Below are 24014 nucleotides of genomic sequence, written 5' to 3' on the forward strand. Positions count from 1 at the left end.
GTGTCCGTACGATTCATTTAAATAAGCCCGCGCTGTACCAGGTCCTGATGCGCCGATAACGGATCTTCGGCCAGGAACAATTCAGCAATCTCTGTGGTTTTTACGGACAACTCGGCGTGGTGGATGCATACCGTTGGTCCGGCAATCATTTTTGGGCAACTGACACCGTTGAAAAGTTTCGGCAGCTGCGCAAGGTTCATGGCTTTGCTGGAATACAGCAGTACGCCACGGGCTTGCAGGTGATCGACTGCCAGTGCGAGCTCGCCCGCCGGCAACGGCCAGTCGAACACTTCCACCGGGCAATCGGCGCTGCTGATCAACCACGCGGTGAGCCACAGATACGGTTCCAGCGGCAGGTCGGAGTGATTGATCAACAGCAGCGGTGCGGTGCGCAGTTGACGGTTGTTATGGTAGATGCGCGCGCCGAATTTGCTGCGTAACCAGGAGTAAAAAAACACGCGCTCCATCTGCGAGCCAAACTGGCCTTGCCAGCGTTGTTCAAGTTCGGCCAGCAACGGCATCAACAGTTGTTCGCACAAAGTCCGCGGCGGGTACAACGCAATCGCCTGGTTGACGGTGTCATCGAGGGTGCGTTCGTTGAGCCGAGTGACTGCTTGCAGCAGCGTGTTGCACATCACCTGCCAATCGTTTTCGATCGATTCGCTAAAGGCTTGCGGGGTGTCGAGCAGTTGCTTGACCTGGCTGACGGCCACGCCGCGATTGAGCCAGGTGAGGATTGTCAGGATGCGTTGTACGTGTTCGGCGCTGAACAGCCGATGCCCTTTGGGCGTGCGTTGCGGCACGATCAAACCGTAACGCCGTTCCCAGGCGCGCAAGGTGACGGCGTTGACGCCGGTCTGCCGGGCCACTTCACGAATTGGCAGCCAGCCTTCATCGAGGGCTTTCTTGAAGTCGGCGCCGAGGTCTTCGCGGGCACTGGTGTCGAGTGGGATTTTCATCAGATCGCGTTTCGCAGGCTGAGGTTTTCCGGGTGCGGTTGCAGGTAAACCTGTTGCGCAATGTACGGATCCGGGTGTTGGCGAAAGTGATGTTTGAGCAGCGTCAGCGGCACCACCAACGGCACGATGCCGTGGCGGTACTGGCCGATGACGTGTTGCACTTCCTGTTTGTCTTCAGTGCTGATGACCTGCTTGAGGTAACCACTGATGTGTTGCAGGACGTTGGTGTGGGTGCGGCGCGTGGCGCACTTTTTCAAGGCTGCCATCAGTTCGCTGAAATAGCGTGGGCCGAGTTCTTTCGGGTCGATCCGGCCCATGTTGCCCAGCAGATTGCCCAGGGTTTTGTACTGCACCGGGTTGTGGGCCATCAGCAGGTATTTGTAGCGCGAGTGAAATTCGGTCAATCCGCGACGAGTCAGGCCTGCTTGCAGCAACTGTTGCCAGGCGCTGTAAGCGAACACGCGGGTGAGAAAATTTTCCCGCAGCACCGGGTCGTTGAGCCGGCCGTCTTCTTCCACCGGCAGGTCCGGGTGCAGCGCACAGAAAGCCTGGGCATAGATACCACGGCCACCGCCGTCTACCGGTGCACCGTTGGTGTGGTAGACCTTGACCCGATCCAGTCCGCATGACGGCGATTTCTGCATGAAGATGTAGCCGCAGACATCGTCCAACTCGGCGGCCATCTTCCGGGCGTAATCGGCCAGCGGCCGGGTGACATTCAGTTCGGGGTGAACAGTGCCGATGGCTTCGGGGCGTTCAGCGTCGCCGACCAGTCGAATGGGCTGGCGAGGAATGCCCAGGCCGATGGCGACTTCCGGGCACACCGGGACGAAATCGAAATACTCGGTGAGGGTGCGGCTGCACAGCCGCGATTCCTTGTGCCCGCCATTGAAACGCACCTCGGCGCCCATCAGGCAGGCGCTGATGGCGATTTTCGGTTTCGCGCTGGCGTGGAGCATCGGAGCACCTCGAATCCAAACCTGTACAGGATTTAATTTCTGTACAACATGTGTTTCATCATAGATTCAAAGGTGTACAAGTCAAATTGTTTGTATAAGTATTTGGCGTGCTGTAGGAGCTGGCTTGCTGCGGGCGGCGTTCCGGCGATGAACGATGATGGGGGTTTACCTGCTAAACCGTGGCGCCTGCATCGCCAGCAAGCCGGCTCCTACAGGATCTAATTCCAGCCCGAGATCCAGGCGTCGCTGTTTTTCAGGGTTTGCCAGCTCAGGCGTTGATTGCGCTTGGTCAGCACTGCCTGCAATTCGACGTCCAGCACCGTGCCTTCCTCGTCGCGGAACAGCTCGATGACCAGAAAATGTTTTTCGCGGTTTTGCGGGTGGGCTGCTGTCCATTTCGACAGCAGCAATTTGCTTGGGTTGATGCGGTTCACTGCAGGTGTTCGTGCAGGCGGCGGGCGGCTTCCTGACCGCTGAGCCAGGCACCTTCGACACGACCGGACAGGCACCAGTCGCCACACGCGTAAAGACCCAGGTCGGCATCGGCCAGCGTGCCCCATTCATGGCTGCTGGCGGGGCGGGCGTAGAGCCAGCGGTGCGCGAGGCTGAAGCTCGGCGCAGGCATGGCGCTGTGGAGCAGTTCGGCGAACGCGCCGTGCAGTTGCTCGATCACGGCTTCCTTGGACAGGTCGATATGTTGCCGGCTCCAGGTGCTGGTCGCGTGCAATACCCAGGTGTCCTTGGTGTTGTCGCGCCCCGGTTTGCTGCGGTTGCGCGCCAGCCAGTCGAGTGGGCTGTCTTGCACGAAGCAGCCTTCCATGGGCGTATCCAGCGGAGTATCGAAGGCCAGTGCGACGGCCCAGGTCGGGTCCATTTTGACCCCGGCGGCGGCGCCTGCGAGTTTCGGCGCGGAGGCCAGCAAGGCGGTCGCTTGCGGTGCTGGCGTGGCGACGATCACGTGACTGAACGGGCCATGAGTGAAACCTTCGGCATCCTGCAAATGCCAGTGTTCTTCACCGCGATAGACCTCGGTAATGCGGCAGGCAAAATGCACTTCCAGATCGCCAATCAGGCCACGGGTGATGGCGCTCATGCGTGGCGTGCCGACCCAGCGCGTCTGTTCGTCCGGCGACAGGTTGAGCTGGCCGCCGTGGTAGGTATAAAGCTGCGGCGCCCATTCGGCGACCCAGCCTTTGGCTTGCCAGCGCTGGACTTCAGTGACAAAGCGGCGATCACGCGCAGTGAAATATTGCGCGCCCATGTCCAGCGCACCCGCATCGCTGCGCTTGCTCGACATGCGTCCGCCACTGCCGCGGCTTTTATCGAAAAGTTGAACGACATGCCCTGCGTCCGTAAGGGCCTGGGCGGCTGAGAGTCCGGCAATGCCGGTGCCGATGATTGCGATAGGTACAGTCATAGGGGCCTCGTTTACCTTTCTGTACAGACTACGCCGTGGTTGAAACCTGTACAATATTGTTTTTCGGTATAACTTTTAGCGTTCTCGTTCTGACAGCTTGGCCTATTGTTAAACACAGACCCTGCCCGATATCAAAGATCCCTGCTTATAAAAATAGACTAGTGATCAGGGTAAAACGCCACGCGAGGAAGAAGTCATGCACATATTGCTGACCGGCGGTACTGGTTTGATAGGACGTCAGCTCTGCCGCCACTGGTTGAGCCAGGGACATCGTCTGAGCGTCTGGAGCCGGACGCCGGCCAAAGTCGCGAAAGTCTGTGGCGCCCAGGTGCGCGCGGTGGCCCGACTCGAGGACCTCGGTCAGGAACCGGTGGATGCGATTATCAACCTCGCGGGCGCGCCAATTGCCGACCGGCTCTGGACCCACCGACGTAAAGCCTTGCTGTGGAGCAGTCGCATCACCCTGACGGAAACCTTGCTGGCGTGGCTCGAAAACCGTGAACAGAAACCGCAGGTGTTGATTTCGGGCTCTGCCATTGGCTGGTATGGCGACGGGGGCGAACGGGAGTTGACTGAGCATTCCCCTCCGGTGATCGATGATTTTGCCAGTCAGTTGTGCATTGCCTGGGAAGAAACCGCTCAGCGTGCCGAAGCCTTGGGCATTCGCGTGATCTTCGTTCGCACCGGCTTGGTGCTGTCGGCCGAGGGCGGCTTTTTGTCGCGGCTGTTGCTGCCGTTCAAACTGGGGCTGGGCGGGCCTTTGGGCACTGGTCGGCAGTGGATGCCGTGGATCCATATCAATGATCAAATCGCCCTGATTGATTTTCTTCTGCATCAGAAAAACGCCAGCGGTCCTTATAATGCCTGCGCGCCCAAACCGGTGCGCAATCGCGAATTTGCCAAGACGCTGGGCAGCGTGCTGCATCGCCCGGCGTTCATGCCCATGCCGGCCCTGGCATTGAAGGTGGGCCTGGGCGAGTTGTCATTGCTGTTGCTGGGTGGCCAGAAGGCTGTCCCGGCGCGCTTGCTGGAAGCGGGCTTCACCTTCCAGTTCACTGACCTGCGTGCGGCTCTGGACGACTTGTCCAGCCGCCTCTGAAATAGGACGTTGCATGACCGATCACGCGTTGCTTCTGGTCAACCTGGGTTCACCTGCCTCCACCTCGGTGGCGGATGTGCGCAGCTACCTCAATCAATTTCTGATGGACCCGTATGTGATCGACCTGCCATGGCCGGTGCGCCGTTTGCTGGTCTCGCTGATTCTGATCAGACGCCCGGAGCAGTCGGCCCACGCCTACGCCTCGATCTGGTGGGAGGAGGGCTCGCCACTGGTGGTGCTCAGTCGCCGCTTGCAACAGGCCATGAGCGCACAGTGGAGCCACGGGCCAGTGGAACTGGCGATGCGTTATGGCGAGCCGTCGATTGAGTCGAAACTGCTGCAACTCGCCGCCCAGGGCCACAAGCGAATTACCCTCGCGCCGCTTTATCCGCAGTTCGCCGACAGCACCGTGACCACGGTGATCGAGGAAGCCAAGCGGGTGGTGAGCGAGCACAAACTCAATGTGCAGTTCTCGATACTCGAGCCGTTCTACGATCAGCCGGAATACATCGATGCCCTGGTGGCCAGCGCCAAGCCGTATCTGCAGCAGGATTTCGATCATCTGTTGCTGAGCTTCCATGGCTTGCCGGAGCGGCATCTGAAGAAGCTCAACCCGGGGCACAGTTTTGAAGGTGGCGGCGATTGCTGCGCCGGTGCGCCACCGGAAGTCGTCGCGACCTGTTATCGCGGCCAGTGCCTGCGCACCGCAGCGGAATTCGCCAAGCGCATGGGTTTGCCGGACGGCAAATGGTCGGTGTCGTTTCAGTCGCGGCTGGGTCGGGCGAAATGGATCGAACCCTACACCGAAGCGCGCCTTGATGAGTTGGCGGGAATGGGCGTGAGAAAGGTGCTGGTGATGTGCCCGGCGTTCGTTGCCGATTGCATCGAGACGCTGGAAGAAATCGGTGATCGCGGGAAAGAACAGTTCCGCGAAGCGGGAGGGGAGGAGTTGGTGCTGGTGCCGTGCCTCAACGATGATCCGCAGTGGGCGAAGGCGTTGAACGCATTGTGCGAAAGAGCGCCGCTGGCGCTTTAAAAGCTTCGCGGGCAAGCCTCGCTCCTACAGGTTTTGAGTCGTTCCACGATGATGGGATCGACTCAAAACCTGTAGGAGCGAGGCTTGCCCGCGAAGGCGATCTAAAGGCTGGTTTACAACAAAGGCTCATCCGCCTTCTTGTGCTTCCAGCTGTCATTCCCCGGCAGCAACAGGTTCAGCGCAATCGCCACCACCGCGCACAGCGCGATGCCTTTGAGGCCGAAGTCGTCCGGGCCGGTGCCGGTGCCGACCAGCACGCCGCCAATCCCGAACACCAGCGTGACCGAAACGATCACCAGGTTGCGCGCCTCGCCCAGGTCGATCTTGTGGCGAATCAGCGTGTTCATCCCCACCGCCGCAATCGAACCGAACAACAGGCACAGAATCCCGCCCATTACCGGCACCGGAATGCTTTGCAGCAACGCGCCGAACTTGCCGATGAACGCCAGGCTGATGGCGAAGATCGCCGCCCAGGTCATGATTTTCGGGTTGTAGTTCTTGGTCAGCATCACCGCGCCGGTCACTTCGGCGTACGTGGTGTTGGGCGGGCCGCCGAACAGGCCGGCTGCGGTAGTGGCAATGCCGTCGCCGAGCAGCGTGCGGTGCAGGCCTGGCTTCTTCAGGTAGTCACGGCCGGTCACGCTGCCCACGGCGATCACGCCGCCGATATGTTCGATGGCCGGGGCCAATGCCACCGGAACGATGAACAGAATCGCCTGCCAGTTGAATTCCGGCGCAGTGAAGTTCGGGATCGCGAACCACGGTGCAGCGGCAATCTTCGCGGTATCAACCACGCCGAAATAGAACGCCATCGCAAAACCGACCAGCACGCCGGAGATGATCGGTACCAGGCGGAAAATGCCTTTGCCGAACACCGCGACGATCAGCGTGGTCAGCAGTGCCGGCATCGAGATCAGCATGGCTGTCTGGTAATGAATCAGCTCGGAGCCGTCGCCAGCCTTGCCCATCGCCATGTTGGCGGCGATTGGCGCCATGGCCAGGCCGATGGAAATGATCACCGGACCAATCACCACCGGTGGCAGCAAACGGTCGATGAAACCGGTGCCTTTGATCTTCACGGCGAGGCCGAGGAAGGTGTAGACAAAACCCGCCGCCATCACGCCGCCCATGGTCGCCGCGAGGCCGAACTGGCCTTTGGCGAGAATGATCGGGGTGATGAAGGCGAAGCTCGACGCCAGGAATACCGGCACCTGACGCCCGGTGACGATCTGGAACAGAATCGTCCCCAAACCGGCGGTGAACAGCGCCACGTTCGGGTCGAGGCCGGTAATCAGCGGCATCAATACCAGCGCGCCAAAGGCCACGAACAGCATCTGCGCACCCGACAGCACCGTGCGCCAGAGCGGATCGTTGAACTCTTGCTGCATGCTCAAGCGTCCTTCTGCTTGGTGCCGAAGATCTTGTCGCCGGCATCGCCCAGGCCCGGGATGATGTAACCGTGTTCGTTGAGTTTCTCGTCAATGGAAGCGGTGTAGATGGTCACGTCCGGGTGAGCCTTCTCCACAGCGGCGATGCCTTCCGGCGCGGCGACCAGCACCATGGCGCGGATGTCGCGGCAACCGGCTTTTTTCAGCAGGTCGATGGTGGCAACCATGGAACTGCCGGTGGCGAGCATCGGGTCGATGATCATTGCCAGGCGTTCGTTGATTTCCGGAACCAGTTTTTCCAGATACGTGTGGGCTTGCAGCGTCTGTTCGTTGCGGGCCACGCCCACGGCGCTGACTTTGGCGCCCGGGATCAGGCTCAGCACGCCTTCGAGCATGCCGATGCCGGCGCGCAGGATCGGCACTACGGTGATTTTCTTGCCGGCGATTTTCTCGACCGACACGGTGCCGCACCAGCCTTCGATGTCGTAGGATTCCAGCGGCAGGTCTTTGGTGGCTTCATAGGTCAAAAGGGCACCGACTTCCTGAGCGAGCTCGCGGAAATTCTTGGTGCTGATGTCTGCGCGGCGCATCAGGCCGAGTTTGTGACGGATCAGCGGATGGCGGATCTCGAGGATGGGCATGGGAAAGGCTCCGGCGGCGGGCAAAAAAACCGGCCTAGATTAATCTATCCGAGGGTGTTGTCCTATAGACAATAGAGTACGTTAGTCCACAAACGCTTGATCTGGCCGTGCGGGATGCGTACCTTTGCCCGCTTTTCCTGAATGCCACCCCTTGGAGAGCGCCATGTCCGCTGATCTCGAGCATATCCGTCAAATCATGCGAGAGGCTGACTGCCTGTACACCGAAGCTGAAGTCGAGGCGGCCATCGCCCGCGTTGGTGCACATATCAACGAACAAATGGCTGACACTAACCCGGTGGTGTTCTGCGTGATGAACGGCGGCCTGATCTTCGCCGGCAAGCTGCTCACCCATCTGCAATTCCCGCTGGAAGCGTCCTACCTGCACGCCACCCGTTATCGCAACGAAACCAGCGGCGGCGACCTGTTCTGGAAAGCCAAGCCTGAAGTGTCGTTTATCGACCGTGACGTGCTGATCATCGACGACATCCTCGACGAAGGTCACACCCTGGGCGCGATCATCGACTTCTGCAAACACGCCGGCGCGCGCAAAGTGCACACCGCCGTGCTGATCGACAAGGACCACGACCGCAAGGCTCGTCCGGACCTGAAAGCCGATTTCGTCGGTTTGCCGTGCATCGACCGCTACATCTTCGGTTACGGCATGGACTACAAAGGCTACTGGCGTAACGCCAACGGGATTTTTGCCGTTAAAGGGATGTAAACATATGGCAGCGCCGAGCTTTCTTGATCGAACCCTGTTCTCTGAGTTGGCCGAGAAAGCAGCGGCCAATCCGCGTGGGCGCCAGCACCACAACTTTCATCAGATGGAAGACGCTTGCCATCGCATGGCGGTGGGTTTGCAGCCAGGCACGTACATCCCGCCTCATCGGCATCTGGGGGAGAACAAGGCTGAAACCTTGCTGGTCCTCAAGGGACGGCTTGGCGTGTTGATCTTCGACGAGTCCGGCACGGTGGTACGCAAGCAAGTGCTGCAGGCCGCTGGCGACTGCGTCGGCGTGGACCTGCCAACCGGTGTGTTTCATGGCCTGGTGGTGCTGGAAGCCGACAGCCTGATGTTCGAGTGCAAGGCCGGTCCTTATCGTCCTGTGGGCGAAGGTGAACTGGCTGATTGGGCGCCGCGTGAAGGCGAGCCGGGCGTGGCCGAGTATCAGGCCTGGATGCGCGCACAGTTCGATTGATACACACCCCCCCACTGTAGGAGCGAGTGGTGCGGCAGTCCGACTTGCCCGCGAAGGCGGTGTGTCAGTCGATAACTAAGGGACTGACACACCGCCTTCGCGGGCAAGCCACGCTCCTACAGGGACGGTGTGCAGCCATGATAAAGTGCCCGGCCCCGCCTTTCGGAGCCCGTCATGAGCCTTTTGATCCGCAGCTGCGCCGCCCTGTTGCTGACCCTCAGCCTGCCGCTGGCCGCCGCGCCGGCCCTGATGCACGGGCAGTTTCTGCCGCCTGACGACCTGACGCTGCGTGATGCCGAACCGGAGCAGCAACAATTGCTGCAGGTCACCGAGTATTCGGTGGTGGTCGGCAGCCAACGGCAGTCCACCCAACAGCCGATCCCGGTAACATCTCCGCTGCTGATCCGCCTCAAGGGCAAATCCTTGAACAAGGGCGCGACCATCAATCAGGTGCTGGTCAATTTCGATGGCGAAAGCAAAAGCCTGAAAAAGCCGATCTACGACGACAAGAGCAAAACCCTGACGCTGTTTTACCCGATGGCGCAATACCGCGTGGTGATCGACTTGCTGCGCAATGACACGGTGTATTGCCAGTTCCTCAGCTACGCCAACGGTCATGTCTGGGCCGATCTGCACACCGGGGCCGTTCGTCCGCGTTGAGCCCGGCGGCCAGTGAGGGGTAAACTGCCCGCCCCGTGAAATGTCTGCGAGCTGGAGTCGGCAATGCGTAAAGATAAGAAACAAGTGATTGGTGACGAGATCGGCGACGAGCAGATCAAGTTGTTTCTCGATTTCGAACCGGTCGACGCCACTTCGCCGTCCCTGCACAAACTGATCAAGGCCTACCGTGGCCTGCGTATCGACGACTTCGAGCGTTTTCTGACGTTCTTCGTCGAGGCCGGATTTGATCTGGACGGCAAGGACGAGCACGGCAATGACTTCGTCGCGTTGATCAAGGATCAGCGCAACGCACCGGACTACATCGAACTGATCGAAAAAGCCCGCGGCTAAACCCGCTTTTGTAGGAGCCGGCTTGCTGGCGATGGCATCCCCTCGGTCTGTCAGATCGACCGAGGTGATGCCATCGCCAGCAAGCCGGCTCCTACAGGGTCAGATTTGCCAAGGAACAGGCGCACAGGATCAGGTTTGTCGTGAAACAGGCATAAAAAAACGCCCCGCTCTCAATGAGAACGGGGCGTTTTTTATGCGCGACGATCAAGCGAAGCTTGGTGTCTCGCTGCTTTCTTCAACCAGTTCCAGTGCGATGTTGTTCTGCGCGTTGATCTTGCGATACAGCGCAGCATCGGTTTCCAGAACCTTTTCCCGGGCCGGGAAGATTTCCGCCAGTTTGGCTGCCCACTCGCCGGACGCTTGGGCCGGGAAGCATTTTTCGATCAGTTCCAGCATGATCGAAACGGTCACCGACGCGCCTGGCGAAGCGCCCAGCAGGGCAGCAAGGGAACCGTCCTTGGCCGCGACCAGTTCGGTACCGAACTGCAGAACGCCGCCCTTTTTCGGGTCTTTCTTGATGATCTGCACCCGTTGGCCGGCCACTTCCAGGCGCCAGTCTTCGGCTTTCGCTTCAGGGTAGAAGCGGCGCAGGGAATCCAGACGCTGCTCCATCGACTGCATCACTTCGCTGACCAGGTACTTGGTCAGGTCCATGTTGTTTTTCGCCACGGCCAGCATCGGGCCGATGTTGCCGGCGCGAACCGACATCGGCAGGTCCATGAAGGAGCCGTGCTTGAGGAACTTGGTGGTGAAACCGGCGTAAGGTCCGAACAGCAGGGACTTCTTGCCATCGACCACGCGAGTGTCCAGGTGCGGCACCGACATCGGTGGCGAACCCACTGCAGCCTGGCTGTACACCTTGGCCTGGTGATGCTTGACCACTTCCGGGTTGTCGCAACGCAGCCACTGGCCGCTGATCGGGAAGCCGCCGAAGCCTTTGCTTTCTTCGATGCCCGAGGCCTGCAACAGCGGCAATGCCGCGCCGCCCGCGCCGAGGAACACGAATTTTGCGTCGACTTCGCGGGTATTGCCGCTGTTGACGTCCTTGATGCTGACGGTCCAGCCGCCGTTGTTGCGCTTCAGGCCGGTCACGCGCTTGCAGTACTTGACCTGGGCATCGGGTGCGCTGGTCAGGTGCTTGAGCAACTGGTTGGTCAGCGCGCCGAAGTTGACGTCGGTGCCATTGATCACACGGGTGGCGGCGAGGGTTTCGCCAGCGTCACGCCCCGGCATCATCAATGGCATCCAGTCGGCCATTTTTGCCTTGTCTTCGGTGTATTCCATGTCCGCGAAGGCGTGGTGCTTGCTCAGCACCTTGAAGCGTTCCTTGAGGAAGGACACGCCGCTGTCGCCCTGGACGAAGCTCAGGTGCGGCACCGGGCTGATGAAGGTCTTGCACGAGCCGAAGGTGCCTTTTTTGGTCAGGTAGGACCAGAACTGCTTCGACACTTCAAACTGAGTGTTGATGTGCACGGCTTTCTTGATGTCGACGGTGCCGTCGGCGGCCTGCGGCGTGTAATTGAGCTCACACAGCCCGGCGTGACCGGTACCGGCGTTGTTCCACGGGTTGGAACTCTCCGCGGCACCGGAATCCATCAGCTCGACGACTTCCAGCTTGATCGCGGGGTCGAGCTCTTTGAGCAGTACAGCGAGGGTGGCACTCATGATGCCGGCCCCAACCAGTACTACGTCGACTGCTTCGTTATGCGCCATTTAACGCGTCTCCAAAATCTGCAGCACCAAATTGTCGGCATGGCTGCCAGGCGTTCAGGGCGTGTCAGTGATGCCCCAGGTACCCATGGCAGTGTCGCCATGTCCGAATCTTCGCAATTTATCGCAACTTCGACGGACGCTACCGGCCGGGTTTATGAGGTCAATGAACTCATTTCAACGCGCGACTGGCAATTCGACTTATGGTCGAGACATCCGTTTGTGCAACCAAATCCGTAGCGGACAGGCTTCAGGCTCCGGTGTTCGAGGAATACTCGGTCCTGTGTCGTTGGGCTGTTTCAGACGCTAATGGTGCATGTTCAGACGCAAAACTATTCATTTGCTCGCCACACTCTTGTGAAGTTGTGAAAACCCGTTTTTTTCACGCTCTTTTGAAGACGTGAACCTCAAAAAAGGGCTGTCCCAGCCTGGCACCGTGCCCGGATGGATCGCCGCCATGGAATACATGACAGGCAAAACGGGCAAACAGCTCAGTGACCGAGCGTAATGACAGCTCTGCAGATTCGCGAAAAGTGGGGTTTTTGCTCAAGGAACAGCAAGCGCGCCAGCTTCACTCGATCTGTGTGGGCGGCTCTCTGTGGGCGGTGCGGGGTGCCAATACCGAAGCATTGACGATTGCTGCGAGGCCCGATCAGGAGACGTCCTTATAATCGGGGGGAGATTGTATCTAAGAAACGCGGGGAAATGGACGTGTTTAATGACTTTTATTAGGCGTCTGGTCAGGTCGCCAGCAGTTGTTGAGCGCGAGCGCGGGGTTGGCGCTGGTTGACACGGGCGCTGGCGGGCAGGGGATGGTGCAGCCAGTTGAGGCGGATTTCTTCGATTTCGACCCAGCCATCGCCCATCGGCTGGAGGCTGCACTGCTTGAATGCCTGGCAATGGCCGTTGCGGTCGAGCAGGGCGAAGCAGCGATGCAACGGGCGCGGTGTGAACAGGGAGACGAGAAGGCGCATGGGAAATACCTCGTGGGATTTACCGCATACGTTGTCAGCAAGTCGTGACGCGCAGGTGAAAGGAGGGTGAACGATGTGTGACAGGAACCGCGGTCCACGGGGTTTGTCTGAGATTCTGGTATTCGTTGCATGACGCTAGTTACCCGCAGTGGCGCACCGCTATACTGCCGGCCTGTTTGTGCCTGATTCTGGAGAGAAGAGCATGTTGCAACGCCTGTTGTTCGGTTTGATCACTGTGACCAGTTTGACCCTGGTTGGCTGCGCCCACAGCCCGCAACAACTGAGTCCGGAGCCGAAGCTGACCACTCAGCTGGCACCGGTCGGCCATGGCCAGCCAGTCGTGGTGCGTGTGGTGGACGGTCGTCCGTCGCCAACCCTGGGCACCCGTGGCGGTCTGTATCCGGAGACCAGCGCGATCACGGTGCAGGGCGCGCAGATTCTGCCGAAGCTGCAGGCCCAGGCCGAAGCGGCCGTGCGCTTGCTCGGCTTTACCCCGACTAACAATGCGCCGAATGCCCCGCAACTGACCGTGACCCTGGCCGAGCTGAAGTATCAGTCGCCTAAAGAAGGCATGTATGTGACCGAGGCGACCATCGGCGCGACCTTCCGCTCTGACGTGCAGAACGCCAACCGCCGCTACAGCGGTCGTTACGGTGCATCCCTGGATCAGCGTTTCGGCATGGCGCCAAACCAGGAAACCAACACCAAGCTGGTCAGCGATGTGTTGAGCGATGCATTGACGCGCCTGTTCAAGGACCCGACCGTGGGTCAGATTCTCGGCGAATAAGTTTTCGCTGAAATCAAAAAGCCCGGCGCCAGCAATGGCCCCGGGCTTTTTTGTGCCTGCTGATATCTCGAATTCACCTAGCCCCCTGTAGGAGCGAGGCTTGCCCGCGAAGGCGGCCTCTCATTCAACATTGATGTCGCCTGACACACCGTCTTCGCGGGCAAGCCTCGCTCCTACAAAGGTATTGGCGTTGGTGTCAGGCGGCTTGCGAGTAAAACTCCAGCACACTCACCCCTGTCAGCAAATCCGCCTCCGGCAGATCCGCATGTTGATGCCCGCCCAGCGCGCAATACACCAGCCAATGACGATCCTGAACGTTGAAGGCAAGGCTGCCGACCAAGGTTTGTTGTTCGTCGCTTTGAGCAATGAGGTAGAGGCGATCCTGGTTTTCAGCGTGCAGCATGACGGTATCCATGTCGGTTTTGGTGGGGCGAGAGATTGGCGCATTCAGATGACGAAGCCGTGACGCAGGACAGGAATCTGCCAAATGGTGAGTTATTTATCGTATAGCGGCGGGCAGGAGGGACGGCTTTCGGTAGAATCCGCGCCGCGGTCGTCGATCTGGCTTCCGCCACACCTGTTTTGTCCGAGGTTCGTGATGTCGCTGCATTTGATGACGCTGTTTACCGCCCATCCCGCCAAATTGATCAACCTGCTCGCCTTGCTGCTGGCCTTTCCGGGCAGCTGGCTGCTGCACGCCACACGTCGTCGTGAACAACGCGCGTTGGCCAGCCTCGAAGCGCGGAGCCAGAGCCGTCGCATCGATGAGCCAATGTTGATGCTGGATGGTGCGACCTTGCGCATGAACCGGTTTTTCTACCGCTTCGGTTTCGCCTGCCTGGGGTTGGCGCTGCTGGTGTCATGGATCAGCACGCGCGTTTGAGCACACCGTAACCCCCTGTAGGAGTGAGCCTGCTTGCGATAGCGCTGTGTCAGCCGACATCTCTTTAGCTGATACACCGCTTTCGCGAGCAGGCTCACTCCTACAGGGTTTGCATCAAGCTTGAAGTTACAACGGCAACCCGGCCTTCACACGGTACTGATTACGCACCGGCGTGGCGTATTGCAGCACCAGGAACGGACGATGTTCTTCCGGGCAAGCGTCCAGGCGCTGTTGCCATTCTTCCTGGGCTTTCGCCAGTTCGTCGGCAGCAAACACATCAGACGCTTTCGGCACCTGCAACTGCGGGTCGGCATCCTTCCACTGCGCGTAAGCCAGGTAGTGCACCGGGAACAAGCGGTAGCCGCCGAGAATCTGCTTGTCCATTTCGACCGCCAATTGCTTGGTGTCTTCGAACAGCTCGGTGATCGGCGCGGCGAAGTTCACGTGGACTCGCCCCTTGTAGCCAGTGATTCCCTTGGCGATGCTCACGTCGTCCTCGCCTGGCGCCTTGGTGTAGGTGCCGGTGGTGGCGCGGATGTAGAGCTCGCGGGCCTTGGCCTGGTCGCACGGGTCATATTCGTAGCTGATCGACACCGGGGTGACGTTCAGCGAGCGGATGACTTCGCCGAACGGCTCGTCCTTGCGGCTCATGTGGAACATCTTGAGGATCGCCGACTCGGTGCGGTCGTCGCCGTCCTTGGCCCGGCCTTCGGCCTGCGCGATCCAGATGGAGGCGCAATCGTTGCGGATCGAGTGGTTGATGTACGCCGACAACAGCTGATAAGCCGCCATTTTCTCGCGGCGACCGGTGATCGAACGGTGCACGATGAAGCTCTTGTTCAGGCGCATCAGGTCGCTGACGAAGGGCTTTTGCAGCAGGTTGTCGCCAATCGCGATGCGCGGCGTCGGCAGGCCTGCGTGGTACACGGCATAGTTGACGAAGGCCGGGTCCATCACGATGTCGCGGTGGTTGGCGATGAACAGGTAGGCGCTGCCGGACTTGAATTGCTCGACGCCGGTGTACGTGACACCGTCCGTGGCGCGCTCGATGGTGTGGTCGACGTAATACTCGACTTTGTCCTGCAGCGTGGCCACCGAATCGATTCCGGCGAACTCACGGCGCAGCCGATGAGCTATAAGAGGTTTGAGCATCCAGCCGAAGGCACCGGCAAAACGCGGGAAGCGGAAGTGGGTGAGGATATCTAGAAACGCCTTGTCGCCGAGCAAGCGTGCCAGCACCGCTGGGACTTCGCTGTCGTCGTAAGGTCGGATGGCATCGAATTCGCCCATCATGCTCTCTTGTTAGAAACGGCTAGGGTAAGTAAAGGTTTTGATCGAAAACCAACGGGGCACGGTCTGAAAAGTTAGCCAGACAAAAATAGCCCTGCAAATAGACCGGCGATTATACGCACAAGTCACTTGGGAGACCGCGATGCTGGAAACTGCAGAGTATGAATGTCCGTATTGTGGTGAAGAGGTCGAGACGACTGTGGATTTGTCGGCGGGTGATCAGACCTATATCGAGGACTGTCAGGTGTGTTGTCGGCCAATTACGTTTGTGTTGCAGGTTCATGGAGAGGAGTGGCATCTCGAAGTGTTCAGCGAGAACGAGTGAGGGCATCCATGCAGCGAATCTACGAACCGGAAAACCTGATGGAAGGCGAGTTGCTGCAAAGCATGTTGGCCAGCGAGGGCGTCGAGGCGCATCTGGTCGGCCGCGATTTGCTCGGCGGCACCGGCGAATTGCCGATCTTCGGCCTGCTGGGCTTGTCGGTGGATAACGACCAGGCCGAATACGCCCGGGAGTTGATCACCGCGTACAATGCCGCGCTGCCGATGCCCGGCGATGAACCGGAAAGCTTTCCCGGCACGCTGGTCTGTTAGGCTGACGTTCGTTTGATCAAGAGTCGTGTTGCCCCATGTGTGGACGTTATGCCCTGTTTCGCTGGAATCCCGCCTTTGCGGCCCTGCCTGGCTTCCCCGCCGATCAGCAGGCCCAGTGGAATATTTCCCCCAATGATTCGGTGTTGATGCTGCGTGCCGGCGCCGACGGCGCGCGTGAATTGGCCCGTGCCCGCTGGGGTTTGACGCCGCCGTGGCTCACCGATCTGTCCCGCACGCCGGCCCATGCCCGCGCCGAAACCGTGGCCGAGCAACCGATGTTTCGCCAGGCCCTGCGCGAGCGCCGCTGCCTGTTGCCGGCCAACGGTTTTTACGAATGGCGCGGCGGCACCCGCAAGCGTCCGTATTGGCTGACGCCGGGGGAGGGCTCGACGCTGTTTTTCGCGGCGATCTGGGAGGCGTATCCGGTACAGGAACAGGTGTGGCTGAGCACGGCTGTGATCACGCAACCGGCGGCGAGTCAGCGTCGGCCGTTGATCCTGGATGCGGCGGGGCAGGAGGCGTGGCTCGATCCCGAGACGCCGTTGCATGTGCTGCAGGGATTACTGGCCAGTGAACCCGCGGCGTTGCGCGAGCGGGTGTTGGCGAATCTGGTGAATGATCCGAAGTTGTATGGGCCGGAGTGTTTGACCCCTGGCTGATGGGGTGTCTGGGCTGACGTCTTCGCGGGCAAGCCTCGCTCCTACAGGTTCGATAATCCCCTGTAGGAGCGAGCGGTGCGGCGATCCGACTTGCCCGCGAAGAGGCCCTCGAATCAAACCTTGAACTGATTGATCAACCGCCGCTGCTGCTCGGCCAGCTTGGTCAAACCCGCACTCGCCGCGCTCGACTCATCCGCACCGCCCGCCACTTCATTGGCCACTTGCCCAATGTTGATCACGTTCCGGTTGATGTCATCCGCCACCGCACTCTGTTCCTCGGCCGCGCTGGCAATCTGCGTGTTCATGTCGTTGATCACCGACACCGCCTGAGTGATCGCATCCAGCGCTTCAGCCGCTTTCGCCGCATGCTGTACGCTTTCGTCGGTGCGGTTCTGGCTGTCTTCCATGACCCGCACCACATCGCGCGTGCCTTGTTGCAGCTGCTGGATCATGGTCTGGATTTCTTCGGTGGCCTTCTGGGTTTTCTGCGCCAGGTTGCGCACCTCATCGGCCACCACCGCAAAACCACGGCCCTGCTCGCCGGCGCGTGCCGCTTCAATGGCGGCGTTCAAGGCCAGCAAGTTGGTCTGCTCGGCGATGCCGCGAATGGCGGTGAGGATCGCGTTGATGTTCTCGCTGTCCTTGGCCAGGTTTTGCACCACGCCGACAGCCTTGCCGATTTCCACGGCCAGCACACCGATCGAGTTCGACGTATCCCGCACGATCTGTTTGCCCTGAGAGGCCGCCTGATCCGCATGGCTGGCCGCTTGCGCCGCCTGGGTCGCGTTGCGCGCCACGTCCTGGGCGGTAGCGGTCATTTCATGCACCGCCGTGGCGACCTGATCGATCTCGACCATTTGTTTCTGCACGCCAATGTTGGTGCGGATGGCGATGTCAGCGGTGTGTTCCGACGAATCGCTGACGCTCTGCACCGACGTCACCACTTGGGTGATCATCGCCTGCAACTTGGCGAGGAAAGTGTTGAACCCTTTGGCGATCGAGCCCAGTTCGTCGGCGCGATCACTGGTCAGGCGGCGCGTCAGGTCGCCTTCACCTTTGGCAATGTCATCGAGCATGGCCACCATTTGTTTCAATGGGCGAGCAATGCCGTGGCCCACCAGCCAGATCACCAGCAAGCCGACACCGGCGATCAGCAGACCGACCATGGCCATGCCGAAGGTGTCGGATTTGCGCTGGGTGTTCAGGTCGGCCTGGAGTTTTTGCAGGTCGGCCATCACCGCGTTCAGCGGCAGTTGCAGCATCAGCGTCCAGCGAGCGTCGGTCTGGCCGATGCCGAACGGCAGGTACAACTCGATCCGGCCCTGGGCCTTGTCGACGGTGTAGGTGACTTCGCCGCGCTTCAGATTGGCCATGTTGGCGATCTGCTGGCTGTCGAGGATGTCACTGACCTTCTCGCCGAATTTGCTCGGGTCCTTGGTGTAGGCAACGATCCGGCCATTACCGCCGATCAGCGCCATGACGCCCGAGCCGTTGTACAACTTCTGGTTAGCACCCAGGAGCATTTCCTGGATGAAGTTCACCGAGAGGTCGGCGCCGACGATGCCCTGGAACGCACCGTTGAGCATGATCGGTTCAATAAAGGAGGCGAGCATGACGATTTTGTCGCCGACCTTGTAGGGCGCCGGATCGATCACGCAGGATTTTTTGGTTTCTTTCGAGCACAGGTAGTACTCACTGGCGCGCACACCGGTAGACAGGGTTTTCTGGTCGTCGACGTCCACCAGTTTGTCCAGGCCCAGGCTGCCGTCTTCGTTGCGGAACCACCACGGCAGGAAACGCCCGTTGCTGGCGTCGATGCCGACGACCTTGGTGTCGACGTAAGCTGCGTCGTTGTGGTCGAGGGCGTTTTTTTCCCAACCGATGTAGGTGCCGAGAATCTTCGGGTTTTTGGCGACGTTTTCCTTGATCAGGCTGATCAATTGCTCGCGGCTCAGGTTCAGTTGCGGCTGGCCATCGGCGCCTGGCGTGCCGATCAGGGCGTTGACCCGCACCAGTCCGCCGGCAATCAGCAGCGGCGCTTCGAGTTCACGCTGGATCTGGCTGACCTGGGTTTGCGCCAGGGACGTCAGGCGCTGCTCGATGACTTGCTCGAATTGCGCCTGGGTCCGATCCTGAACCATGTCTTGCGTCCGTGCGCCGGAAAACAGCGCGTACAGCACCAGGGCTGCCACGACACTTAATACGATGGCGCCAGCGAGGGCCGCCACGGAAAACTGGATGGACTTGAATTTCATGGGTGCTCCGCACGCAAGAGGACTTCTGCGGTGCTGTATCGGCAGGGGGCTCGAGGGCCATGAGTGAGGTGCGACGAAATGGCTGTTTTGGAGCCGTCGATGTCGCAAATGAATCATTGCCGGCCGTGACTGGCCGTGGCGGGGACGGTTATGTGAATTTTTTCCTACTATTGATGAGAGCTTTGTCCGAAATCCACGTCTGTATGTCTGTTGTATCTGGCGCCGATACAAATCGACGCCTAGGATACGCGGCATGTTTCGAGGGAGTTTTGTGATGAACAAGCGATTGGTTTTGTGTGCGCTGAGCGCGGGTCTGCTGCTCGCGGGTTGTCAGTCGGTCAACACCACCAGCGGCGGAGCCGTGGGCGTGGAGCGCAAGCAGTACATGTTCAGCATGTTGTCCTCGGACGAGGTCAACCAGATGTACGCCCAGTCTTATCAAAAGACCGTTGGCGAGGCGACCAACAAAGGTGTGCTGGACAAGACCAGCAACGATGCCAAGCGCATCCAGGTGATCGCTGATCGGCTGATCGCCCAGGCACCGATTTTCCGTCCGGATTCGGCCCAGTGGAAATGGGAAGTCAACCTGATCAAGAGTGACGAGCTCAACGCCAACTGCGGGCCTGGCGGCAAGATCATTTTCTACACCGGGCTGATCGACAGCCTGCAACTGACCGACGATGAAATCGCCGCGATCATGGGCCATGAAATCGCCCACGCCCTGCGTGAGCACGGTCGTGAAGCGATGTCCAAGGCGTACGGTATCGAAATGGCCAAGCAGGGCGCGGGCGCCTTGCTCGGTCTGGGCCAGGACAGCCTGGCCCTGGCGGACACCGTGGCCAACTACGGCATGACGCTGCCCAACAGTCGCGCCAATGAAAACGAAGCGGACCTGATCGGCCTGGAACTGGCGGCCCGCGCCGGTTACAACCCGAACGCCGCGATTACTCTGTGGAACAAGATGAGCAAGGCCTCGGAAGGTTCGCCACCGGAGTTCATGAGCACTCACCCTGCGTCGTCCAGTCGGATTGCTTCGTTGCAGGCGGCGATTCCGAAGGTGATGCCGTTGTACGAGAACGCGCGGAAGTCCTGATCGATATGCGTTGATGCCGCTGACGCCTTCGCGGGCGAGCCTCGCTCCTACAGGATTTTTACTGACCTGTAGGAGCGAGGCTCGCCCGCGAAGAACGATAACGCGGTCTAACGACCTACGACGTCAAACCCACCCGCTGCTCTGCATCGCCTTGTACACCGCGACAATCGCCAGGACGAAGAACGCCGACGCCGCCAGTCGACGAATCAGGGTCAATGGCAATTTGTCCGCCGCAAAGTTACCCGCCAAAACCACCGGCACGTTGGCAATCAACATGCCCAGGGTGGTGCCGATGATCACCAGCCACAGTTCCGGGTATTGCGCGGCCAGCATCACGGTCGCGATCTGGGTCTTGTCACCGATTTCCGCGAGGAAGAACGCGATCAATGTCGTCAGGAACGGCCCGAATTTGCGGGCGGTGCTGGCTTCATCGTCATCCATCTTGTCCGGTACCAAAGTCCACAATGCCGTCGCAGCGAAGCTTGCGGCGAGGATCCAGTGCAACACCGCATCCGAGAAGAAACTGCCGACCCAGGCACCTACCGCACCGGCTGCCGCGTGGTTGGCCAGGGTGGCGGCGACGATGCCGGCGATGATTGGCCACGGTTTGCGAAAGCGGGCAGCAAGGATGAGCGCGAGCAGTTGCGTCTTGTCGCCGATTTCGGCCAAGGCAACGATTGCGGTGGGAACGAAAAGTGAATCCAGCATCAGGGTTTTCCTAAGGGGCGGGTCGACACGGCTATGACACGTACAGCCTTCCCGCCCCGGGTAAGGTGTTCGTGTCATAGGTCTTGTCAAACCCTGGCGATCCGTCTGATGCGGACGCTTGGGTCGCATACGCCATGGTCTGAGGACCAAGTATGTTGACGTATGCCGGACGAGCATGGCGCTCGTGGGAGACTACTCCCCTAGGACGGAGCGGATTCTGCCTAGGCAAATCCGATAGGGCAAGTACAAATTGCTAACCGCGTTTGGCCCGGTAGATTCGGAAACCCTGACCTTCGGCCTTGATCGCACACACGCCGAGGTGCTCTTCGATCAGCGGTTGGTACTTCAGGAAGCTGTTCGCGACTAGCCGCAGTTCGCCACCGTTTTTCAGATGTTTGGCGGCTTTTCGCAGCAAGTTCTCGGTGGCGAAGTAATCGGTGTGCACGCCGACATGGAACGGCGGGTTGCTCAGAATTGCACTCAAACCCATCGGCGCGGCATCGATGCCGTCACCGGTTATGACGTCCGCTTCCAGACCATTGGCAGCCAGGGTCAAGCGACTGCTGGCGGCGGCAAACGCATCCACGTCGAGCAGCGTGACCTGATTGTGCGGATAACGACGCTTGACCGCCGCGCCCAAAACACCGGCGCCGCAACCGAAGTCCAGCAAATGGCCGCTTGGCAATTTGTCCAGGTGCTCCAGCAACAACGCGCTGCCGCGATCCAGTCGACCGTGGCTGAAAACCCCCGGCAGGCTGATGACTTTCAGTGGCCCTTCGGCCAGCGGCAACTCGTAGGTCTGGGCCAGGCTTTCCAGGGATTTGGCTTGCGGCGCATCGGCCACGGTGACCAGCCACAGCTGGCAATGACGCGCACTGTCGAGCTTGCGCGGTTTGCCAAACGGGTTCAGTTGTTTGGCCGCGCCTTCGATGCCGCTGCGTTTTTCACCCACCAGGTACAACTCGCGTCCGGCCAGGCGAGAGGCGAGGGCGTTGAGGATGTAATCGGTGAGGTCCTTGGATTTGGGCAGAAACACCACAGCGGTGTCGAATTCGCGCTCGGGCACAGTCACGCCAAAATGGCTGCGCTCGGTGAAGCGGGCATCCAGCGCGGCCTGATCGCCGGCATGCCAGCACCAGCCATGGGCGTCGGGCAGGCGCCCGAGCAAATCATCGGCGGGCAAGCCGGCCAGCAGCACCGAACCCTGGAATAACTCGGCCTGACGAAGCAGTACTTCACTGCGCGGATCCATACTCTGCTCCTTGAAAAAAAGTGCCGCAGTTTATCAACTGACGACCCGCAGCGCCTTACCGCTGAAGTATCCCTGCGCGTTTTCGGTCAATTGGCCAACGATCCGCTGCCGCGCCTCGCGACTGCCCCAGGCGTTGTGCGGCGTAACGATCAGGCGTGGAATGTCGGCGGCGAGCAACGGGTTGCCGGCGCTCGGCGGTTCGACGCTCAACACGTCGGTGGCCGCACCGCCGAGGTGGCCGCTACGCAAGGCGTCGGCCAGCGCTTGTTCATCAATCAGGCCGCCACGGGCGGTGTTGACCACGAAAGCGCCGGGTTTCATCGAGGCCAGTTCGCGGGCACCGATGAAGTGGCGAGTGTGTTCGTTGAGCGGGCAGTGCAACGTCAGCGCGTCGATTTGTGGCAGCAGTTCATCCAGCGGCAAACGGTCCGGTCGGGCGGGGCGCCCCGGAATCTGCCCGAGCAGCACGCGCATGCCAAAGGCTTCGGCCAGTCGTGCGACCGCGCCGCCCAGTTCGCCATGACCGAGCAAACCGAGGGTTTTGCCTTCCAGTTCGACGATCGGGTAGTCCAGCAGGCAGAACTGTTTCGCCTGTTGCCAGCGACCTTCACCGACGGCTTTCTGATAATCGGCGAGGCGCGTCGCCAGGTTCAGCAACAGCATGATCGTGTGCTGCGCCACCGATGGCGTGCCGTAACCCTGGCAGTTGCAGACGGTCACGCCATGGGCGCGGGCGGCGGCGAGATCGACGTTATTGGTGCCGGTGGCGGTGATCAGGATCAGCTTCAGCTCGGGGCTGGCGGCGATGGCGGCGGCGTCGATCAGGATTTTGTTGCTGATGGCGACGGTGGCGCCCTTGAGGCGTTCGATCACTTGATCCTGCGTGGTCTGCGCAAACAGTTGCAAATCATCGAAGCAGGCGCGCAATGGACTGAGGTCGAGATCGCCGAGGTCCAGCGAGGGATGGTCGAGGAAAACGGCGCGGCGAGAGTTCGTCATCAACTGTACCTTTTGTGCATTGAACTGAAGGCGTAATCTGCCGAGCCTACCAGATGAAACAAATCGTTACGCAATGCCAGGTCTACGCCGAACCTTGTGGGAGCGGGCTTGCTCGCGAAGGCGTTGTGTCAGTCGACATTGATGTTGTCTGACACAACGCCTTCGCGAGCAAGCCCGCTCCCACAGGGGCGATGTCAGCCTGGAAGTGATAATTCGACCGTTTAGCCCCCAGAGGAGCCCGCATGTATTGGACAGAGTTCTTGACCGTTGCCCTGATTCACCTGCTGGCCGTCGCCAGCCCCGGCCCGGATTTCGCCGTGGTGGTGCGTGAGAGCGTGACCCACGGTCGTCGCGCCGGCACCTGGACGGCGATGGGTGTCGGTACGGCGATTTTCCTGCACGTTGGCTATTCGCTGCTCGGTATCGGCCTGATCGTGTCCCAGTCGATCGTGCTGTTCAACGCCTTGAAATGGGCGGCGGCCGCGTATCTGCTGTACATCGGTTTCAAGGCCCTGCGCGCGCAACCGGCCAAGCCGGTGACTGACGATCTGCACAAGGAAGCGGGTGAGCGCACCGCTCGCGGCGCCTTCACCTCGGGTTTCGTGACCAACGGTCTGAACCCGAAAGCCACGCTGTTCTTCCTGTCGTTGTTCACCGTGGTGATCAATCCGCATACGCCATTGGCGGTGCAGGCCGGTTACGGGGTTTACCTGGCGGCGGCGACGGCTTTCTGGTTCTGCCTGGTGGCGATGCTGTTCAGCCAGCAGCGTGTACGCGCGGGTTTCGCCCGCATGGGCCACTGGTTCGACCGGACCATGGGCGCCGTGCTGATCGCCATCGGCGTGAAACTCGCGTTTACCGAGATGCATTGATCTTGTAGGAGCCAGCTTGCTGGCGATGGTCTTTAACGATGACGCATCTATTCTGGAAAGGATGCGGCGCCTGCAAGACCATCGCCAGCAAGCCGGCTCCTACAGGTCTGGATAGCTGTTAAATGCTGGCGCAACGCTAGCATTTGCTGAATGTTGCAAATCATTCCTTCGGCTGATTTGGTTGTCATGGAAGGGCACTAGAGTGCTTACTTTCAGCCACGACCGTGCA

General features: G+C 60.1%; 27 protein-coding genes, 1 pseudogene and 1 riboswitch. Of the genes and pseudogenes, 13 read left to right on the forward strand and 15 right to left on the reverse strand.

Features of this window, described 5'->3' with window-relative positions; genetic code table 11:
* Positions 1-17: 17 nt before the first annotated feature.
* The 4 genes from IB245_RS24510 to IB245_RS24525 form a co-directional block, all read right to left on the reverse strand.
* Positions 18-959, reverse strand: coding sequence for a MerR family transcriptional regulator (locus IB245_RS24510; protein ID WP_192228949.1), 942 nt, complete (start codon positions 957-959; stop codon positions 18-20).
* Positions 959-1918, reverse strand: coding sequence for a YbgA family protein (locus IB245_RS24515; RefSeq protein ID WP_192228950.1), 960 nt, complete (start codon positions 1916-1918; stop codon positions 959-961). Before IB245_RS24515 ends, IB245_RS24510 begins: the two co-directional genes overlap by 1 nt.
* A 218-nt stretch (positions 1919-2136) precedes the next feature.
* On the reverse strand, positions 2137-2352 hold the full coding sequence (locus IB245_RS24520; protein ID WP_192228951.1) for a TIGR02450 family Trp-rich protein: 216 nt from the start codon (positions 2350-2352) through the stop codon (positions 2137-2139).
* Positions 2349-3335, reverse strand: a complete 987-nt coding sequence (locus IB245_RS24525) for an NAD(P)/FAD-dependent oxidoreductase (RefSeq protein WP_008037229.1) — start codon at positions 3333-3335, stop codon at positions 2349-2351. Before IB245_RS24525 ends, IB245_RS24520 begins: the two co-directional genes overlap by 4 nt.
* A gap of 196 nt (positions 3336-3531) precedes the next feature.
* Between IB245_RS24525 and IB245_RS24530 the strand changes: the two genes are divergently transcribed.
* Positions 3532-4434 (forward strand): TIGR01777 family oxidoreductase, encoded by a 903-nt coding sequence (locus IB245_RS24530; protein WP_192228952.1) that lies wholly within the window; start codon positions 3532-3534, stop codon positions 4432-4434.
* Between the two features lie 13 nt (positions 4435-4447).
* On the forward strand, positions 4448-5470 hold the full coding sequence (gene hemH, locus IB245_RS24535) for a ferrochelatase (protein ID WP_192228953.1): 1023 nt from the start codon (positions 4448-4450) through the stop codon (positions 5468-5470).
* A 113-nt stretch (positions 5471-5583) separates the two neighbouring features.
* Here hemH and IB245_RS24540 read toward each other — a convergent pair whose 3' ends face one another.
* Positions 5584-6858: a uracil-xanthine permease family protein gene (locus IB245_RS24540; protein WP_008025891.1), complete on the reverse strand. Its 1275-nt coding sequence runs from the start codon at positions 6856-6858 to the stop codon at positions 5584-5586.
* A 2-nt stretch (positions 6859-6860) separates the two neighbouring features.
* Entirely contained in the window at positions 6861-7499 is a 639-nt protein-coding gene (gene upp, locus IB245_RS24545) for a uracil phosphoribosyltransferase (RefSeq protein ID WP_008025893.1), read from the reverse strand.
* A 163-nt stretch (positions 7500-7662) separates the two neighbouring features.
* Here upp and IB245_RS24550 point away from each other — a divergent pair, with 163 nt between their 5' ends.
* The 4 genes from IB245_RS24550 to IB245_RS24565 all read left to right on the forward strand — a co-directional run bounded on the left by IB245_RS24550 (position 7663) and on the right by IB245_RS24565 (position 9709).
* Positions 7663-8220 carry a hypoxanthine-guanine phosphoribosyltransferase gene (locus IB245_RS24550; RefSeq protein ID WP_008025895.1) on the forward strand — a complete coding sequence of 186 codons (558 nt, stop codon included), beginning with the start codon at positions 7663-7665 and terminating at the stop codon, positions 8218-8220.
* Positions 8221-8224: 4 nt separating this feature from the next.
* Positions 8225-8698 carry a WbuC family cupin fold metalloprotein gene (locus IB245_RS24555; RefSeq protein ID WP_192228954.1) on the forward strand — a complete coding sequence of 158 codons (474 nt, stop codon included), beginning with the start codon at positions 8225-8227 and terminating at the stop codon, positions 8696-8698.
* Positions 8699-8872: 174 nt separating this feature from the next.
* Positions 8873-9358 carry a hypothetical protein gene (locus IB245_RS24560; protein WP_008025899.1) on the forward strand — a complete coding sequence of 162 codons (486 nt, stop codon included), beginning with the start codon at positions 8873-8875 and terminating at the stop codon, positions 9356-9358.
* A 63-nt stretch (positions 9359-9421) separates the two neighbouring features.
* Positions 9422-9709, forward strand: a complete 288-nt coding sequence (locus IB245_RS24565) for a PA4642 family protein (protein ID WP_008037237.1) — start codon at positions 9422-9424, stop codon at positions 9707-9709.
* A 204-nt stretch (positions 9710-9913) separates the two neighbouring features.
* Here the strand turns inward: IB245_RS24565 and mqo are convergent, their stop codons facing one another.
* Complete coding sequence (mqo, locus tag IB245_RS24570; protein WP_008025902.1) at positions 9914-11422, reverse strand: malate dehydrogenase (quinone); 1509 nt, start codon at positions 11420-11422, stop codon at positions 9914-9916.
* 737 nt (positions 11423-12159) lie between these two features.
* On the reverse strand, positions 12160-12393 hold the full coding sequence (locus IB245_RS24575) for a hypothetical protein (RefSeq protein ID WP_008025904.1): 234 nt from the start codon (positions 12391-12393) through the stop codon (positions 12160-12162).
* Between the two features lie 202 nt (positions 12394-12595).
* Here IB245_RS24575 and IB245_RS24580 point away from each other — a divergent pair, with 202 nt between their 5' ends.
* Positions 12596-13180, forward strand: coding sequence for a YajG family lipoprotein (locus tag IB245_RS24580; protein ID WP_192228955.1), 585 nt, complete (start codon positions 12596-12598; stop codon positions 13178-13180).
* 196 nt (positions 13181-13376) lie between these two features.
* Here IB245_RS24580 and IB245_RS24585 read toward each other — a convergent pair whose 3' ends face one another.
* Positions 13377-13583, reverse strand: a complete 207-nt coding sequence (locus IB245_RS24585) for a hypothetical protein (protein WP_008025908.1) — start codon at positions 13581-13583, stop codon at positions 13377-13379.
* Between the two features lie 195 nt (positions 13584-13778).
* On the opposite strand from IB245_RS24585, the gene IB245_RS24590 reads away from it, so the two are divergent.
* Positions 13779-14063 (forward strand): hypothetical protein, encoded by a 285-nt coding sequence (locus IB245_RS24590; protein ID WP_192228956.1) that lies wholly within the window; start codon positions 13779-13781, stop codon positions 14061-14063.
* A gap of 126 nt (positions 14064-14189) precedes the next feature.
* Here the strand turns inward: IB245_RS24590 and IB245_RS24595 are convergent, their stop codons facing one another.
* Complete coding sequence (locus tag IB245_RS24595; protein WP_032828604.1) at positions 14190-15356, reverse strand: 1-acyl-sn-glycerol-3-phosphate acyltransferase; 1167 nt, start codon at positions 15354-15356, stop codon at positions 14190-14192.
* A 139-nt stretch (positions 15357-15495) separates the two neighbouring features.
* Between IB245_RS24595 and IB245_RS24600 the strand changes: the two genes are divergently transcribed.
* Genes IB245_RS24600 through IB245_RS24610 form a run of 3 tightly spaced genes read left to right on the forward strand, consistent with a single transcriptional unit; the run spans position 15496 to position 16606 of the window.
* A complete protein-coding gene (locus tag IB245_RS24600; RefSeq protein WP_192228957.1) occupies positions 15496-15678 on the forward strand; it encodes a CPXCG motif-containing cysteine-rich protein in 183 nt (60 codons plus the stop codon).
* An 8-nt stretch (positions 15679-15686) separates the two neighbouring features.
* On the forward strand, positions 15687-15947 hold the full coding sequence (locus tag IB245_RS24605; protein ID WP_008025915.1) for a putative signal transducing protein: 261 nt from the start codon (positions 15687-15689) through the stop codon (positions 15945-15947).
* A gap of 35 nt (positions 15948-15982) precedes the next feature.
* The gene (locus IB245_RS24610) at positions 15983-16606 is read left to right on the forward strand and encodes an SOS response-associated peptidase (protein WP_192228958.1); all 624 of its coding nucleotides are present in this window, start codon (positions 15983-15985) and stop codon (positions 16604-16606) included.
* A gap of 113 nt (positions 16607-16719) precedes the next feature.
* Here IB245_RS24610 and IB245_RS29445 read toward each other — a convergent pair whose 3' ends face one another.
* Together IB245_RS29445 and IB245_RS29450 are read right to left on the reverse strand one after the other, a co-directional pair.
* Positions 16720-17562: a methyl-accepting chemotaxis protein gene (locus tag IB245_RS29445; protein WP_411736649.1), complete on the reverse strand. Its 843-nt coding sequence runs from the start codon at positions 17560-17562 to the stop codon at positions 16720-16722.
* Between the two features lie 12 nt (positions 17563-17574).
* A pseudogene (locus IB245_RS29450) lies at positions 17575-19116 on the reverse strand (HAMP domain-containing protein); the annotation flags it as partial.
* A 19-nt stretch (positions 19117-19135) separates the two neighbouring features.
* On the opposite strand from IB245_RS29450, the gene IB245_RS24620 reads away from it, so the two are divergent.
* On the forward strand, positions 19136-19954 hold the full coding sequence (locus IB245_RS24620; protein WP_192228959.1) for a M48 family metallopeptidase: 819 nt from the start codon (positions 19136-19138) through the stop codon (positions 19952-19954).
* 123 nt (positions 19955-20077) lie between these two features.
* Here IB245_RS24620 and IB245_RS24625 read toward each other — a convergent pair whose 3' ends face one another.
* The 3 genes from IB245_RS24625 to IB245_RS24635 all read right to left on the reverse strand — a co-directional run bounded on the left by IB245_RS24625 (position 20078) and on the right by IB245_RS24635 (position 22913).
* Entirely contained in the window at positions 20078-20662 is a 585-nt protein-coding gene (locus tag IB245_RS24625) for a TMEM165/GDT1 family protein (RefSeq protein WP_192228960.1), read from the reverse strand.
* An 89-nt stretch (positions 20663-20751) separates the two neighbouring features.
* Positions 20752-20875, reverse strand: a riboswitch (yybP-ykoY riboswitch).
* A 40-nt stretch (positions 20876-20915) separates the two neighbouring features.
* Positions 20916-21914, reverse strand: a complete 999-nt coding sequence (locus IB245_RS24630; protein ID WP_008037258.1) for a class I SAM-dependent methyltransferase — start codon at positions 21912-21914, stop codon at positions 20916-20918.
* A 33-nt stretch (positions 21915-21947) separates the two neighbouring features.
* Positions 21948-22913 (reverse strand): 2-hydroxyacid dehydrogenase, encoded by a 966-nt coding sequence (locus IB245_RS24635; protein WP_008025925.1) that lies wholly within the window; start codon positions 22911-22913, stop codon positions 21948-21950.
* Positions 22914-23155: 242 nt separating this feature from the next.
* Here IB245_RS24635 and IB245_RS24640 point away from each other — a divergent pair, with 242 nt between their 5' ends.
* Positions 23156-23785 (forward strand): LysE family translocator, encoded by a 630-nt coding sequence (locus IB245_RS24640; RefSeq protein WP_008025927.1) that lies wholly within the window; start codon positions 23156-23158, stop codon positions 23783-23785.
* The last annotated feature ends 229 nt before the right edge of the window (positions 23786-24014 follow it).

Origin of the sequence: Pseudomonas sp. PDM02 (assembly GCF_014852285.1) — a bacterium.
Lineage (GTDB): Bacteria > Pseudomonadota > Gammaproteobacteria > Pseudomonadales > Pseudomonadaceae > Aquipseudomonas > Aquipseudomonas migulae.